Source organism: Phycicoccus ginsengisoli, from assembly GCF_054779295.1.
Genome location: NZ_BAAGYN010000001.1, coordinates 30,895 through 45,584 on the forward strand (window position 1 = coordinate 30,895; position 14,690 = coordinate 45,584).

Genomic DNA, 14,690 nt, shown 5'->3' on the forward strand with positions numbered 1-14,690 from the left:
GGTCCGGTGTGGTGCGGCCGGACCTCCAGGGTCGCGGCCTATCCTCGCCGTATGCCGCGTCGTGCCTCTCAGGTCCTGCCGTTCGCAGCGTCTCTGCTGCTGCTGTCGTCGGTGGGTGCGTGCTCGGGCGGCGCGAAGTCACCACGGCCCACCCCGTCGACGTCCAGCAGCAGTGCGACGAGCTCGCCCTCCACGACCACGAGCCCAGCCGGCCCCGTGCCGCTGGTGGGTGGCCCGGTCCTCGCGGTGAAGATCGACAACACCCCGGCGGCCCGGCCGCGGATCGGTCTCGACAAGGCCGACGTGGTCTACGTCGAGCCGGTCGAGGGTGGCCTGACCCGTCTCCTGGCCGTCTTCAGCCGGTCGATGCCCAAGGAGGTCGGTCCGGTGCGCAGCGGGCGCGAGTCGGACGTCGAGCTGCTGGCCAACTACGGCCCGGTGGCGCTCGCGTACTCCGGCTCGTCGAGCTACACCGCGGGCATCCTGGCCAAGGGGAAGCAGGTGAACCTCAGTTACGACCAGAGCACCCGCGGGTACCGGCGTGACCACTCCCGCCCGGCGCCCTACAACGTCATCGGCAACACCGCGGAGCTGCTGGCCCGGGCCAAGGGCAGTGTCAAGCCCCATGACATCGGTTTCCGCTACGGCGCCGCGACCCCGGGCGGTGAGCCCGCGACCTCGGTGACCGCCTTTTGGCCGGCCGCAAAGGTGTCGCTGGCGTGGAACGCCGCGCGCAGGCAGTACCTCGTCACCACCGACGGACGGCCCGACGTCAGCCCGTCCCGTACGCAGTACGGCGCCACCACCGTCGTCGTGCAGTACGTCCAGACCCGGCAGTCGGCCAACCGGGACGTGAACGGCCAGCCGACACCCGTCATCCAGCTCGTGGGATCGGGTCGGGCCAGCGTGCTGCGCGACGGCAAGGTCTGGGAGGCCGGCTGGTCCCGTCGGAGTGCGACCGGTCCGACCACGTTCACCTCGGCAGGGCAGGTCGTGACCTTCGCACCGAGTGGCACGGTGTGGGTGCTGCTGGTCCCCGTCGGCCGTAGCGCGACCATCCGCTGACCCCGACGGGCCTCCTCGCGCCTCTTGGCCGCTCGCGGTGAGATTGGTCCCACTCCCCGCACCCGGGAACGCCGCCCCTCCCGCACGGGACTAGTCTCGGGCGCGAACCACACCCTTCCCCAGACGAGGACGTCAGACGTGGATCTGTTCGAGTACCAGGCCCGAGACATGTTCGAGGCGCACGGTGTGCCCGTGCTCGCCGGCAAGACCGCCACCACCCCCGCCGAGGCCCGCGCGGCCGCGGAGGAGATCGGCCCGAAGTCCGGCGGCGTGACAGTCGTCAAGGCCCAGGTGAAGACCGGCGGCCGCGGCAAGGCCGGCGGCGTCAAGGTCGCCAAGACCGCCGACGAGGCCGAGCAGCACGCGCAGGCCATCCTCGGCATGGACATCAAGGGCCACACCGTCGGCACCGTGATGGTCGCCCAGGGCGCCCGGATCGCCGAGGAGTACTACTTCTCGATCCTGCTCGACCGCGCCAACCGTTCCTACCTCGCGATGTGCTGCAAGGAGGGCGGCATGGAGATCGAGCAGCTGGCGGTCGAGCGGCCCGAGGCCCTCGCGCGCGTCGAGGTCGACCCCAACACCGGGATCGACGAGGCCAAGGCCCGCGAGATCGTCGAGGCCGCCGGCTTCGACGCCGAGACCGGCGCCAAGATCGTCCCGGTCCTGCAGCGGCTGTGGGAGGTCTACCGCGACGAGGACGCGACGCTGGTCGAGGTCAACCCGCTGGTGAAGACCGAGGACGGCGACATCATCGCCCTCGACGGCAAGGTCACCCTCGACGCGAACGCCGACTTCCGCCACCCGGACCACGCGGCGCTGGAGGACAAGGCTGCGGCCGACCCGCTCGAGGCCGCTGCCAAGGAGAAGGACCTCAACTACGTCAAGCTCGACGGCTCCGTCGGCATCATCGGCAACGGCGCCGGGCTGGTCATGTCCACGCTCGACGTCGTCGCCTACGCCGGCGAGGAGTTCCCGGGCTCGCCCAAGCCGGCCAACTTCCTCGACATCGGCGGCGGCGCCTCCGCCGAGGTCATGGCCAACGGCCTGCACATCATCCTCGGCGACGAGCAGGTGAAGTCGGTGTTCGTCAACGTGTTCGGTGGCATCACCGCCTGCGACGCGGTCGCCAACGGCATCGTCGGCGCCCTGAACGCGCTCGGCGACGAGGCCACCAAGCCGCTCGTCGTGCGCCTCGACGGCAACAACGTCGAGGAGGGCCGCCGGATCCTCGCCGACGCGAACCACCCGCTCGTGAGCATCGAAGCGACCATGGACGGCGCGGCCCGCAAGGCCGCCGAGCTGGCCTCGCAGGCCAACTGAGCAAGGGACAGAAGCGAAATGGCAATCTTTCTCGACGAGAACTCCAAGGTCATCGTCCAGGGCATGACCGGCTCCGAGGGCATGAAGCACACCCAGCGCATGCTCCGCTCCGGCACCGCGATCGTCGGTGGCGTGAACCCCCGCAAGGCCGGCACGACCGTCGACTTCGAGGACGGCGTGACCGTCCCCGTGTTCGGCACCGTGGCGGAGGCGATGAAGGAGACGGGGGCCAACGTGTCGGTCATCTTCGTCCCGCCGGCCTTCGCGAAGTCGGCCGTGGTCGAGGCGATCGACGCCGAGATGCCGCTGGCCGTCGTGATCACCGAGGGCATCGCGGTCAAGGACACCGCCGAGTTCTACGCCTACTCGCGTGAGAAGGGCACGACCCGCATCGTCGGCCCGAACTGCCCCGGCCTCATCAGCCCCGGCAAGTCCAACGCCGGCATCATCCCCGCCGACATCGCAGGCCCCGGCCGCATCGGCCTGGTCTCCAAGTCGGGCACCCTGACCTACCAGATGATGTACGAGCTCAAGGAGTTCGGCTTCTCCTCCGCCGTGGGCATCGGCGGCGACCCCATCATCGGCACCACGCACATCGACTGCCTCGAGGCGTTCGAGAAGGACCCGGAGACCGACGCCATCGTCATGATCGGCGAGATCGGCGGCGACGCCGAGGAACGGGCCGCGGCCTACATCAAGGAGCACGTGACCAAGCCGGTCGTCGGCTACGTCGCGGGCTTCACCGCCCCCGAGGGCAAGACCATGGGCCACGCCGGGGCGATCGTCTCGGGTTCCGCGGGCACGGCCGCCGCCAAGCAGGAGGCCCTCGAGGCCGCCGGCGTCAAGGTCGGCAAGACGCCGTCCGCGACCGCCGAGCTGATGCGCGAGATCATGCAGGGCCTGCAGAAGTAGGGCTCCCCCGGCTTCGACGAAACGCCGGTTGCTCGACAACCCGCGCGGTGACAACCCGCGGGACGTCGAGCAACCGGCGTTTCTGCGTGGGCCTGGTTCGTGGTGGTGGCACGGGGTATGCCGGGTGGCCGGCTACTTCTGGCGGGCGAGGTTGAGCAGGCGGTCGAGCTCGGCGAAGCCCTGCTTCGGGTCGGCCATCTTCGTGATGACGACCGTCGAGACGGCGCCGGGGGTCTTCTGGGCAGTGACGCCGACCCACTCCGACAGGGTGGCGGTCCCGTCCTTGAAGACGGTGTCGAGCCGCCAGGTGCCCGCCGTCGGTCCGGGCGTCGCCTTCACGGTGGAGTTCGGGGTCGAGCAGCCCCTGGCGAAGAGCGTCTTCGCCTCCGCCAGCCGCGCGTCGACGTAGGCCTGCTGGGTGTCCGAGCCGGTGGAGTCGTCGAGCTGGACGCGTTGCCGGCCGATGTAGCCGGTGCTGCTGGTGCCGACCCGCACCGAGACGATGCCGACCCGGCCACCGATCCCGGCCTGCTGCTGGTCGGTCTCGCACGACGCGACGGCGGTGGACCCCTCGAGCGCGCCGGGCCCGGCGGCGGTCGCGGCCCCTCCGGTGAGGGCTGAGGAGCTCCACTGCGAGGCGGCGACGAAGAGCTTCGACGACGGGACCGGGCCCGGACCGACGACCTGCATCTTCTCGTCGATCGCCTTGGGCCCCGTGACGGACGGGCTGCTCGACGTGGTGGAGGATGCCGACGCGGAGCCGTACCGCTCGAGCCGCTGGGTCGCGATGTCGGCGAGCTGGGCCAGCTGAGCCTGCGTGAAGCTCGAGGCCGGGCGGTCGTTCTCGTTGACCTGGAGGACGACGACGTCCTGCGCGCCGGGTGCGACGACCCACCACCCGGAGCCGGCGTCGCCCGCGGTGTACGAGAACAGTCGTGGCCACGTGCTGGGAGCCGACCGGAGCGCGACCTTGTACGCCGGCTGCAGCTGGCAGCCCGCGATGTCCTGGGCGACGCCCTCCGCGGCGGTCTGGACGTCCTGGCCGGCGCCGATGCGGAACCGCACCTGCCCACCCTGGACGTCGGGCTCCCGGGTGAGCTCCTCCTGCTGCACCTTGGTGCCGGGCTCGCTGCTCAGGCACTCGACCGGCCCGAACGGCTTCACGGGAGTCAGCCGCACGGTCCCGGTGAGCCCGAGCGAGGAGGTCCACTCGGTCAGCAGCGGCAGCGCCCCGGGCCGGTCGAGGCTGCCGACCGCGGCAGACGTGGTGGTCGAGGTGGCAGGCGTGGTCCCGCTCCGCCCGCTGGAGGCCGGCGTCACGGGGGTGCGCGAGGAGGCCGGGCCCCACGCGGCATACCCCACCGTGCCGGCGACGACCACGGCAGCCGCGGCCGAGGCGGTCAGCGCGAGAAACCGGTGGCGCCGACGCGCCCGCCCCCTCGCCCGGACGAAGCGCACGTCGGGCAGCGGCAGCGACTCGACGTCGGTGCGCAGGGTCGCCATGGCGCGGCGCACCACGGCGTCGTCCGCCGCGGTCCACTCGTCGTGCTCAGCCATGGTCGTTCTCCTCGTGGCTCAGGGCCTGCGCCAGCAGCGCTCGGCCCCGGTGCAGGCGGGCCTTGATGGTGCCTGCGGGGGTGTTGGTCTCGTGGGCGATCTGGTCGATCGACAGGTCGCCGATGTAGTGCAGGGCCACGGCCTCGCGTACCGGGTCGGGCAGCTCGCGCATCGCGGCCACGACGGCGACCCGGTCCTCGCTCGGTGGCCCGGTCGTCTCGTGCGCGCCGTGCCGCTCGTGGGCGCGGTCCTGGCTGGTGCGCTTGCGCCAGGCCGAGATCGCGATGCGCCGGGCGACCGTGCGGACCCAGGCGAGCGGGTCGTCGTGGTTCCGCACGGTCGACCACTGCTGCCAGGCGCGGGCGTACGCCTCCTGGGTGCTGTCCTGCGCGACGGTGAGGTCCCCGGTGAACCCGTAGACGAGGTGCACGACGCGCCGCGAGGTGTCGCGGTAGAACGCGTCGAACTCGTCCTCGTCCGAGCGCGGTCCCATCGTCACCTCCCGGGCGTTGCCTCCACGGGTTCCCAGGGCCATCACACCGCAGCAGACGCAGCCCGGGGCGGACGGGTTGCGGCGCGTTCGGACAATTCTTGCCGCTCCTCGGCGTTGCTCGGCGGATCGGCGCCGCGCGTCGGCGACCATGGGGCGGACATGACTGTGATGGAGCTGCTGCGCGGGGAAACGACGGGTCGAGGGGGAGTCGACCCGGTCGGCCTGCGGCGGGCGGCGCTGGCGGGGGCTGGTGCCGCGGCGGTGAGCGCCTGCGTGTTCGTCCTCCCGGCCCTGCTCGTCTGGGTGGCGGCGGCCCAGTCGACGGTGCCGTGGACGGCCGCCCTCGGCGTGGGCGCCAGCCTGTGGCTGCTCGGCGGGGGTGCGCACCTCGACGTCGCCGGCACGAGCGTGACCGTGGTGCCGCTGCTGTTCCTCCTGCTCGCCGTGCTGGGCGCGGCCTGGTCGGCCGGGCGGGCGACCTTCGACGCGGCGCACGACCGCGAGCCCCGCCTCGTGCGGGGACTGGTGCACCGGCGCCTGCTCGCCGACCTCGGCGCCTGGACCGGCGGGTATGTCGTGTGCGCGGCCCTGTGGTGGGTGGCGGCGGCGCTCGCCGGGCCGACCCCGGTGGTCTGGACGGTGGCCCTGCCGGTCCTCGTCCTCCCGGTCGTGGCCGCCCTGCTGGCGCTGGGCCGGCACGTCCGGCGGCGGCCGGAGCTGGTCGGCGAGGCGATGCGCCGCCCCGGCTGGTTGCCGGCCGCGGTGCCGAGGGGCGTGCGCGCCGGGCTCGAGGGCGCGGGTGCCCTGCTGGGCAGCGGTGTCCTGGCCTGTGTGCTGATGTTCGTGCTCCACTTTGACCGGGTCGCCCACCTCCAGTCCGAGCTGGCGCCGGGGGTGGTCGGCGGGGTCGTGCTCGTCGTGGCGCAGCTGGCGGTGCTGCCGAACCTCGCCCTGTGGGCGGTCTCGTTCCTGGCCGGGACGGGCTTCTCCGCCGTCGAGGGGGCGTCGGCGACCTGGACCGGGAGCCGGACCTCGGTCCTGCCCATGGTCCCGGTGCTCGGTGCCCTGCCGGAGCCGGGCGCCTTCCCCGGGGCGCTGCCCCTCGTGGTGCTCGTCCCGGTGCTGGTCGGCGTGCTCGTGGGGTGGCGCGCGCTGCGCAGCGTGTCCCGCCTGTCGACCCAGGGCACCAAGCTCGCGGTCGTGGGCGTCGCGGTGGCCGTCACGGCCGGGGCAGTCGGGCTGCTCGACGTGGTGGGCGGATCCTCGCTCGGCTCGGCCCGCCTCGCGCACATCGGCGCTCCCGCCGGCGCGATGACGCTGGCGCTGCTCGTGGAGGTGGCCCTCGGGGCGGTGCTCGTCCTGGGCTGGGACCGCTGGAAGCTGCGCCGCTGAGGCTCGTCCGAGCCGCCCGGGTGGGTCGGGGGCGGTGGCCTGTCGTCAGGCCTCGCGCGGTGAGCGGACGGTCGACCGCAGCCGGTCGGCGTCGAGGGAGAACCACAGCTCGTGCCGGTCGCCGGGGAAGACCGCCCGGGCGTACTCGACCGGGATGCCCCGCACCGTGGCGCGCCGGGTGAGGCGCAGGACGGGGCGGCTCGCCGAGACCCCCAGTAGGCGGGCCTCGTCCGCATCGGGCAGGTCGGCGCTCACCGTCTCCTCACCTGCGTCCGGGAGCAGGTCGTGCGCCGCGAGGTGCGCATAGAGGCTGCCCCCGGCGGCCGCCTCGTCGAGGTCGGGCACGAGGTGCCGCGGCAGCCACGCCTCCTCGATGGCCAGCGGCAGGTCGTCACCGAGCCGCAGCCGCCGCACCAGCAGGGCCGGCAGGCCCTCGGCGCCGAGGTGCTCCACCGCCCCGGCCGGGGGGTCGGGGTCCTCGCCGAGCTCGAGCAGGCGGGTGCCGGGACGCAGCCCCTGCGCCTCCACCGCCTCGGCGAACGACCCGAGCCGCACCCGCACCGACACCGGGGGGGCGACCCGCGTGCTGCCCGACCCGTGCACGGTGCGGACGAGGCCCTCGCGGGCCAGGGTCGCCAGGGCGGTGCGCACCGTCATCCGCGCGACCCCCCACTGCTCGGCGAGGGCGCGTTCGGGAGGGAGGCGCTCGCCGGGCTGCAGGGACAGGACCTGCTCGCGCAGGCCCTCACGGAAGGACGGCTTGGCAGGCTCGGCGGACACGCGCCCATGATGCCCCAGTCCGCTGGTGCGGCATCGGGTCAGGGGCTGGTCAGGGTCTGGTCAGGAAGCGGTCGCGCGGCAGGTCGCGCTCTTGACACCTTTCGTCCAGCGCGTGAACGATGACCGGATTGGTCTAGACCATCAGGAGGAAAGATGCGGAGTCCTCGCAGGTCCCTCGCCGCGGTGGGACTGCTCGCCGTGGCCGTCACGGGAGTCGCCGGCCCCCTGCCGGCGGGGGCGGCGCCGCCCCCGACCGCGCTGCCCACCATCACGCCCACCCCGCAGTCGGTCAGCCGGGCCGGCGCCGACGTGACCGTCCCCGGCCGGGTCGAGGTCGTCGTGGACGGGGCGACGGACGCGGCGGCGCGCACGGCCCTGCGGTCGGCCCTCACCGCTCACGGCGTCGACCGGGTCGACGAGCGCTCGGCCGCCAGCGGCACCGCGCCCCTGACCATCCACCTCGGGCCGAGCTCGCGGGCCGACGTGCGGACGGCCCTCGCGGGCACCGCCGCCCCCGACCACGCCGAGGGCTACGGCCTGCGGGTGGACCGCACCCGTGGCCCATTGGGCACCGTCGCCCTGGGCGGCACGGACGCGGCGGGCCAGTTCTACGCGGTGCAGACGCTCGAGCAGCTCTTCGTCCCGAGCGACGACGGCTGGCGGCTGGCCGGCGCCTCGGTCAGCGACTACCCGGCCATGCCCCTGCGGGGCACGATCGAGGGCTTCTACGGCAACCCGTGGACCCAGGCCGAGCGCCTCGACCAGATGGACTTCTACGGTGACGTCAAGGCGAACACCTACATCTACGCCCCGAAGGACGACCCCTACCACCGCGACCGCTGGCGCGACCCGTACCCGGCGGACAAGCTGGCCGAGCTGGGCACCCTCGTCGACCGGGCCACCGCCAACCACGTGCGGTTCACCTTCGCGCTGTCGCCCGGCAACACGATCTGCTTCAGCAGCGACGCCGACTACCGGGCGCTGACCGCCAAGCTGCAGCAGATGTACGACCTCGGCGTCCGGGCCTTCAACCTGCCGTTCGACGACATCGCCTACGGCTCGTGGCACTGCGACGCCGACCGGGCGAAGTACGGCGCCCCCGGGGCAGGGGCTGCCGGACGCGCCCAGGCCGACTTCCTCGACCGGGTGCAGAAGGAGTTCATCGAGACCCACGACGGGGCCCGTCCGCTGCAGATGGTGCCCACCGAGTACTACAACACCGTCGACTCGGCCTACAAGACCGCGCTGCGCGGCATGGACGAGGACATCGTCGTCATGTGGACGGGCGAGGGTGTCGTGCCCCAGTCGGTGACGGTCGACCAGGCGAAGCAGGCCGCGAAGGTCTTGGGCGGCCCGACCTTCCTCTGGGACAACTACCCCGTCAACGACTACGGCCAGACGGCCGGCCGACTGCTCCTCGCGCCGTACGACAAGCGCGAACCCGGCCTCTCGGCATACCTCTCGGGCATCGTCTCGAACCCGATGAACGAGGCCGCGGCGAGCAAGATCGCCATCTTCGGGTTCGCCGACTTCACCTGGAACGACAAGGCGTACGACGCCTCGAGGAACTGGACCCAGGCCCTGCGGTACGTCGCCGGCGGCGACGCGGCGGCGGCCTCGGCCCTGCGCGTCTTCGCCGACCTCAACCACCTCGCGCCGAGCTTCGGCACGCCGTGGCAGCCGCAGGCGCCCGAGCTCAAGGCGCGCACGGACGCGTTCTGGGCCCAGTGGAAGGCCGGCCAGCGGGCGGAGGCGGTCGCGGCCCTGCGCCCCTATGCGCAGTCGATCGCAGCGGCCCCGGCCACGATCCGCTCCGGCCCGACCGACCGCGGGTTCCTCTCGGACGCCTCGCCGTGGCTCGACGCGACGGCCCTCTGGGGCCAGGCGATGGTCCAGCTGCTCGACGCCCTGCAGGCCAGGCTCGACGGTGACCGCGCGACGTCGGACCAGCTGGCGGCGCAGTCGGACGCGAACGCGTCGAAGGCGGCCAAGGTGGTCGTCGACCCGCCGGACAACACGTGGGGCAGGGCGCCGGTGAAGATCGCGGACGGCGTGCTCGACACGTTCCTGTTCAAGGCCGGCATGACCCTCGACCTGTGGGACGCCGGTGACGCCACGAACGTCGCACCGCAGGGCACCGCCTCCGCCTCGAGCACCGAGCAGAACCTCGCCCGGCTCGCACCCAAGTTCGTCAACGACGACGACCAGGGCACGCGGTGGGCGTCGGGCTACTCGGACTCGGAGTGGGTCCAGGTCAAGCTCGCCGAGCCGACCGTGGTGCGCGCGGTCACGGTGAGCTGGGAGTCGGCCTGCGCCAACGCGTACCGGATCGAGACGTCCACCGACGGCACCACCTGGAGGACGCTGAAGTCGGTCGACGACTCCACCTGCGCCCTCGACGTGTTCACGTTCGGCGCCGGCGACCCGGTGCAGTACGTGCGGGTGCAGGGGGTGCAGCGCAAGACCACCTGGGGCTACTCGATCTACGAGCTCGGGGTGTATGCCGGGACCTGACCGACGCTCCGCACGCACCCCCCCGGGTGGCCGGCTCCCCGCCGGTCACCCGGGCGGTCTGCGCCGAGGCGGGGTGACTGGTGTGCGGGTCCGCTCGCGGCCGGGGCGGCAGCGCCTCGCGCCTGGCGTGCGGGGCCGCACGGCGCGTGTGAGGTTGGGGTCATGACGCGATTCGGGTACACCCTCATGACCGAGCAGTCCGGTCCCCGCGAGCTCGTGGGCTACGCGACCGGGGCCGAGCAGGCCGGGTTCGACTTCGCGGTGAGCAGCGACCACTACTCGCCGTGGCTCACCGAGCAGGGTCACGCGCCGTACGCCTGGACCGTCCTCGGTGCCGTCGCCCAGGCGACCGAGCGGCTCGAGCTCATGACGTACGTGACCTGCCCGACCACGCGGTACCACCCGGCCGTCGTCGCGCAGAAGGCCGCCACCCTCCAGCTGCTGTCCGAGGGGCGCTTCACCCTCGGCCTGGGCAGCGGCGAGAACCTCAACGAGCACGTGGTGGGGGAGGGCTGGCCCGCGGTCGGCGTGCGGCAGGACATGCTCGAGGAGGCGATCCACATCATCCGCGAGCTGCACACCGGCGAGCTCGTGACGTGGGAGGGCGAGTACTTCCGGGTCGACTCCGCGCGCGTGTGGGACTGCCCGGACGGCGGCGTCCCCATCGGCGTGGCCGTGTCGGGGGAGAAGTCGTACGGGCGGTTCGGGCCGCTGGCCGACCACGTCATCGCCGTGCAGCCGGAGAAGGAGCTCATCGAGGGCTTCCTCGCCTCTCGTCCCGACTCCGCCTCGACGCCGCGGGCCATCGGCCAGATCCCGATCTCGTGGGACCCCGACCGTGACACGGCGGTCAAGCGCGCGCACGAGCAGTTCCGGTGGTTCGGCGGCGGCTGGTCGGTCAACGCGGACCTGCCGACGCCGGCCGGCTTCTCCGCCGCCTCGCAGTTCGTCCGGCCCGAGGACGTGGCCGAGTCCATCCCGTGCGGGCCCGACCTCGACGGCATCGTCGAGGCGGTCAGTGCCTACTGGGAGGCCGGCTTCACCGACATCGCGCTGGTCCAGGTCGGCGACGAGGGCCAGCAGCGGTTCCTCGACGAAGCGGCCGAGCCGCTGCTCGAGCAGCTGCGCGACGCCGCCCCGACCGCCTGAGGCCGCGCGCAGGCTGCCCTCAGCCGAGGCAGTCCAGGACGCCGGTCTGGGCGAGCAGGGCGAACCGGTCGGGCACACCCCAGTGCTCCACGATCCGGCCGTCGACGACGCGCACGACGTCGATCACCGTGATCTCGACCGGCCTGCCGCTCGGTGGCCCGAAGAACGGGCCGGTCGCGGTGCCGCGGCCGGTGACCCGCGCCCACAGCGTCTCCCCCGACTGCACCGCGTCCTCGATGGTGAAGGTGATGTCCGGGATGCTCGCGTGGACCTGGGTCATCGCTTCACGGACGTGGTCGAGGGCTGGGGTCCCGCGGCCCGCCATGCCGAACTGGTGCTCGACCAGGTCGGGGGAGCAGAGCTCGTCGACGACTGCCGTGTCGCCGGTGGCGAACCCCTCGTCGAACATGCGCCGCAGGACCGCCAGCGCGGTGACGTCCGCTCTGGCGGCAACCGAGGCCGTCCTGGTGGAGGCGGGAGCTGTGTTCGTCGTGGTGGTCATGGTGGGTCCTCTCGAGCTGTCGTGCAGTGCTGATGTATTGAGTGCAGTAATACTGCATCGAGTGCACTGCTACTGTCCTCGTCGTGGTTGACGACGTCAAGAGGTCGCCGTCCCTCCGCGAGGAGCAGGCGTCCGCGACCAGGCTCCGCATCGCCGACGCCGCCCGCCGGCTCTTTGCCGAACAGGGGTACTCCACGACGTCCCTCGCCGAGGTGGCGCGGGCGGCCGGTGTCGCCCCGCGGACCGTCTACACGGTGTTCGGGACGAAGCGCGAGATCCTCTCCGCGATCTGCGAGGCCTGGCTCGAGGACGCCCGGGCGAGGGAGCGGGCCCAGGAGGTGCTCGCCCTGGCCGAGCCCCGCGACCGCGTGCACGGCGCCGGCGCCTGGCTCGCCGCCCTGTATGCCGCGGGCTTCGACGTCGTGCAGGTCCTCGACTCCGCGGTCGACGAGGACGGCCAGACCCGGCGCCTCCTTCGGGCCAAGCTGGCCGGCCGCAACCGGGTGATGGACGCGATGATGGCCTCGGTGCAGGAGCTGCTGCGAGTGCCCCTGGCCGAAGCGCAGGCGCTGTTCCGGGCCATGGCCGCGCCCGGGGTGTACCAGTCCCTGGTGGTCGAGGCGGGCTGGTCGCCGGAGCGGTTCGGGACGTGGTTGGGGGACCTGCTCGTCCGCGAGCTGCTCGCTGCCTGACCGTCCGGCGCCCGGACACGACGGCGGGGCCGGGTCGCCGGGTCGGTATCGTTCGTCCACGTGACGACGCCCGAGCGCAGCACCGCTGAGCCGACCGGCATCGTCGTCCTCGTCTCCGGGTCGGGGACCAACCTCCAGGCACTGATCGACGCGGCGGCCGACCCGGCATACGGCGTCCGCATCCTCGCCGTCGGCGCCGACCGTGCCGGCATCACCGGGCTGCACCGGGCCGCCGCCGCCGGCATCCCGACCTTCGTCTGCCGGGTGCAGGACCACGACGACCGGGCCGCGTGGGACGCCGAGCTGGCCCGCCTCATCGGCGACCACGGCCCCGCTTTCGTCGTCTCCGCCGGCTTCATGAAGCTGCTGGGCCCGCAGGTCCTGTCGCGCTGGGTCGTCCTCAACACGCACCCGGCGCTGCTGCCGCTGCACCCGGGCGCGCACGCCGTGCGCGACGCGCTCGCGGCCGGCGCCACCGAGACCGGCTGCACCGTGCACGTCGTCGACTCCGGCGTCGACACCGGTCCGGTCCTCGCGCAGGCGACCGTCCCGGTGCTGGAGGGGGACACCGAGGAGGCGCTGCACGAGCGCATCAAGGCTGTCGAGCACCCGCTGCTCGTCGAGTACGTGGGCCGCGCGGCCCGCGAGGGAATCACCGTCACCGATGGGAAGGCCAGCATTCCGTGAGCACCGTGAGCACCCCCGGGCCTAGCGAGGACGTCCGTCAGGTCCGTCGCGCCCTCGTCTCCGTCTACGACAAGACCGGGCTCGAGGAGCTCGCCCAGGGCCTGCACGCCGCCGGGGTCGAGATCGTGTCGACCGGCGGCTCGGCGTCGCTGATCGCCGGGCTCGGGATCCCGGTCATCGAGGTGGCCGACCTGACCGGCTTCCCCGAGTGCCTCGAGGGGCGGGTCAAGACGCTGCACCCGGTGGTGCATGCCGGGATCCTCGCCGACACCCGCAAGCCCGACCACGTCGAGCAGCTCACCGACCTGGGCGTCGCGCCGTTCGAGCTGGTCGTCGTGAACCTCTACCCGTTCCGCGAGACCGTGGCCTCGGGCGCGACCCCTGACGAGTGCGTCGAGCAGATCGACATCGGTGGCCCGACCATGGTGCGGGCCGCGGCGAAGAACCACCCGAGCGTCGCGATCGTCACCGACCCCGCGGCATACCCGGCGGTGCTCGAGGCGATCGCGGGCGGTGGCTTCACGCTGGCGCAGCGGCAGGCGCTCGCGGCGCAGGCGTTCGCGCACACGGCGTCCTACGACGTGGCGGTCGCGTCCTGGTTCGCCACCACGCTGGCGCCGAGCGAGGACCACTGGCCGGCGTTCACCGGTGCGACGTGGGAGAAGAAGGCGGTCCTGCGGTACGGCGAGAACCCGCACCAGGGCGCCGCGCTCTACACCCACTGGCGGCCGGGCCTGGCGCAGGCGGAGCAGCTGCACGGCAAGGAGATGTCTTACAACAACTACGTCGACGCGGACGCCGCGGTGCGCGCCGCGCACGACCACGGCGAGCAGCCGACCGTCGCGATCATCAAGCACGCCAACCCCTGCGGGATCGCCGTGGGCGCGACCATCGAGGAGGCGTATGCCGCGGCGCACGCGTGCGACCCCGTCTCGGCGTACGGCGGCATCATCGCGACGAACCGCCCGGTGACCGCGGCCATGGCAGCCGCGGCGAACGAGACCTTCAGCGAGGTCATCGTCGCGCCGGAGTTCGACGAGGACGCTCTCGAGCTGTTGCGGCAGAAGAAGAACCGTCGTCTCCTGCGCCTGCCCGCGGACATGGCGCGGTATGCCGACCCCGTCGAGTTCCGTGCGATCAGCGGCGGCATCCTCGCGCAGACGGTCGACCGGGTCGACGCGGTGGTCGAGGGTGACGTGCCCGGCGGCGACGACGCGGAGCGCTGGCGGCTGGTGTGTGGCGAGGCGGCTGACGAGGCGACGCTGGCGGACCTGCAGTTCGCGTGGCGGGCGGTGCGCGCGGTGAAGTCCAACGCGATCCTGCTGGCGCGCGAGGGGGCGTCGGTCGGCATCGGCATGGGCCAGGTCAACCGGGTCGACTCCTGCCACCTCGCCGTGTCGCGCGCGAACGGTGGCGACGACGGCGTCGAGCGGGCGCGGGGCGCGGTGGCTGCCTCGGACGCGTTCTTCCCGTTCGCCGACGGCCTGCAGGTGCTGCTCGACGCGGGGGTGCGCGCGGTCGTCGCGCCCGGCGGGTCGGTCCGCGACGAGGAGGTCGTCGCCGCGGCCGAGGCAGCCGGCGTGACCATGTACTTCACCGGCACCCGCCACTTCGCCCACTGAGG

At 73.0% G+C, this 14,690-nt stretch carries 14 protein-coding genes; 9 read left to right on the forward strand and 5 right to left on the reverse strand.

The window, feature by feature from the left end:
• Positions 1-68 precede the first annotated feature (68 nt).
• Entirely contained in the window at positions 69-194 is a 126-nt protein-coding gene (locus ACYVDO_RS00145; RefSeq protein WP_460931803.1) for a hypothetical protein, read from the reverse strand.
• A 22-nt stretch (positions 195-216) separates the two neighbouring features.
• Here ACYVDO_RS00145 and ACYVDO_RS00150 point away from each other — a divergent pair, with 22 nt between their 5' ends.
• From ACYVDO_RS00150 to sucD, 3 genes are all read left to right on the forward strand, one after another.
• The gene (locus ACYVDO_RS00150; RefSeq protein ID WP_460931805.1) at positions 217-1,065 is read left to right on the forward strand and encodes a DUF3048 domain-containing protein; all 849 of its coding nucleotides are present in this window, start codon (positions 217-219) and stop codon (positions 1,063-1,065) included.
• Positions 1,066-1,203: 138 nt separating this feature from the next.
• Positions 1,204-2,388, forward strand: a complete 1,185-nt coding sequence (gene sucC / locus ACYVDO_RS00155) for an ADP-forming succinate--CoA ligase subunit beta (protein WP_460931807.1) — start codon at positions 1,204-1,206, stop codon at positions 2,386-2,388.
• 18 nt (positions 2,389-2,406) lie between these two features.
• On the forward strand, positions 2,407-3,300 hold the full coding sequence (gene sucD / locus ACYVDO_RS00160) for a succinate--CoA ligase subunit alpha (protein ID WP_460931809.1): 894 nt from the start codon (positions 2,407-2,409) through the stop codon (positions 3,298-3,300).
• A gap of 132 nt (positions 3,301-3,432) precedes the next feature.
• On the opposite strand, the gene ACYVDO_RS00165 is transcribed toward sucD, so the two are convergent.
• Together ACYVDO_RS00165 and ACYVDO_RS00170 are read right to left on the reverse strand one after the other, a co-directional pair.
• Positions 3,433-4,857, reverse strand: a complete 1,425-nt coding sequence (locus tag ACYVDO_RS00165) for a hypothetical protein (protein ID WP_460931811.1) — start codon at positions 4,855-4,857, stop codon at positions 3,433-3,435.
• Positions 4,850-5,392, reverse strand: a complete 543-nt coding sequence (locus tag ACYVDO_RS00170) for an RNA polymerase sigma factor (RefSeq protein ID WP_460931813.1) — start codon at positions 5,390-5,392, stop codon at positions 4,850-4,852. Before ACYVDO_RS00170 ends, ACYVDO_RS00165 begins: the two co-directional genes overlap by 8 nt.
• 117 nt (positions 5,393-5,509) lie before the next feature.
• Between ACYVDO_RS00170 and ACYVDO_RS00175 the strand changes: the two genes are divergently transcribed.
• Positions 5,510-6,742 carry a cell division protein PerM gene (locus ACYVDO_RS00175; protein ID WP_460931815.1) on the forward strand — a complete coding sequence of 411 codons (1,233 nt, stop codon included), beginning with the start codon at positions 5,510-5,512 and terminating at the stop codon, positions 6,740-6,742.
• 45 nt (positions 6,743-6,787) lie between these two features.
• On the opposite strand, the gene ACYVDO_RS00180 is transcribed toward ACYVDO_RS00175, so the two are convergent.
• A complete protein-coding gene (locus ACYVDO_RS00180) occupies positions 6,788-7,522 on the reverse strand; it encodes a GntR family transcriptional regulator (RefSeq protein ID WP_460931817.1) in 735 nt (244 codons plus the stop codon).
• 153 nt (positions 7,523-7,675) lie between these two features.
• Here ACYVDO_RS00180 and ACYVDO_RS00185 point away from each other — a divergent pair, with 153 nt between their 5' ends.
• Together ACYVDO_RS00185 and ACYVDO_RS00190 are read left to right on the forward strand one after the other, a co-directional pair.
• Positions 7,676-10,036, forward strand: a complete 2,361-nt coding sequence (locus ACYVDO_RS00185) for a beta-N-acetylglucosaminidase domain-containing protein (RefSeq protein WP_460931819.1) — start codon at positions 7,676-7,678, stop codon at positions 10,034-10,036.
• 162 nt (positions 10,037-10,198) lie between these two features.
• Entirely contained in the window at positions 10,199-11,185 is a 987-nt protein-coding gene (locus ACYVDO_RS00190; protein ID WP_460931820.1) for an LLM class F420-dependent oxidoreductase, read from the forward strand.
• Between the two features lie 19 nt (positions 11,186-11,204).
• Here the strand turns inward: ACYVDO_RS00190 and ACYVDO_RS00195 are convergent, their stop codons facing one another.
• Positions 11,205-11,687 carry an ester cyclase gene (locus tag ACYVDO_RS00195; protein ID WP_460931822.1) on the reverse strand — a complete coding sequence of 161 codons (483 nt, stop codon included), beginning with the start codon at positions 11,685-11,687 and terminating at the stop codon, positions 11,205-11,207.
• Positions 11,688-11,770: 83 nt separating this feature from the next.
• Between ACYVDO_RS00195 and ACYVDO_RS00200 the strand changes: the two genes are divergently transcribed.
• The 3 genes from ACYVDO_RS00200 to purH are packed head-to-tail and all read left to right on the forward strand — an operon-like array spanning position 11,771 to position 14,688.
• Positions 11,771-12,379: a TetR/AcrR family transcriptional regulator gene (locus tag ACYVDO_RS00200; protein WP_460931824.1), complete on the forward strand. Its 609-nt coding sequence runs from the start codon at positions 11,771-11,773 to the stop codon at positions 12,377-12,379.
• A gap of 60 nt (positions 12,380-12,439) precedes the next feature.
• Complete coding sequence (purN, locus tag ACYVDO_RS00205; RefSeq protein WP_460931826.1) at positions 12,440-13,066, forward strand: phosphoribosylglycinamide formyltransferase; 627 nt, start codon at positions 12,440-12,442, stop codon at positions 13,064-13,066.
• Positions 13,063-14,688: a bifunctional phosphoribosylaminoimidazolecarboxamide formyltransferase/IMP cyclohydrolase gene (purH, locus tag ACYVDO_RS00210; RefSeq protein ID WP_460931827.1), complete on the forward strand. Its 1,626-nt coding sequence runs from the start codon at positions 13,063-13,065 to the stop codon at positions 14,686-14,688. Before purN ends, purH begins: the two co-directional genes overlap by 4 nt.
• The last annotated feature ends 2 nt before the right edge of the window (positions 14,689-14,690 follow it).

Excerpts from the sequence above, each read along its gene's own strand:
- sucD (WP_460931809.1), top strand. The coding sequence starts at position 2,407 with ATGGCAATCTTTCTCGACGAGAACTCCAAGGTCATCGTCCAGGGCATG.
- ACYVDO_RS00165 (WP_460931811.1), bottom strand. The coding sequence starts at position 4,857 with ATGGCTGAGCACGACGAGTGGACCGCGGCGGACGACGCCGTGGTGCGC.
- ACYVDO_RS00170 (WP_460931813.1), bottom strand. The coding sequence starts at position 5,392 with ATGGCCCTGGGAACCCGTGGAGGCAACGCCCGGGAGGTGACGATGGGA.
- ACYVDO_RS00175 (WP_460931815.1), top strand. The coding sequence starts at position 5,510 with ATGACTGTGATGGAGCTGCTGCGCGGGGAAACGACGGGTCGAGGGGGA.
- ACYVDO_RS00185 (WP_460931819.1), top strand. The coding sequence starts at position 7,676 with ATGCGGAGTCCTCGCAGGTCCCTCGCCGCGGTGGGACTGCTCGCCGTG.
- ACYVDO_RS00190 (WP_460931820.1), top strand. The coding sequence starts at position 10,199 with ATGACGCGATTCGGGTACACCCTCATGACCGAGCAGTCCGGTCCCCGC.
- ACYVDO_RS00195 (WP_460931822.1), bottom strand. The coding sequence starts at position 11,687 with ATGACCACCACGACGAACACAGCTCCCGCCTCCACCAGGACGGCCTCG.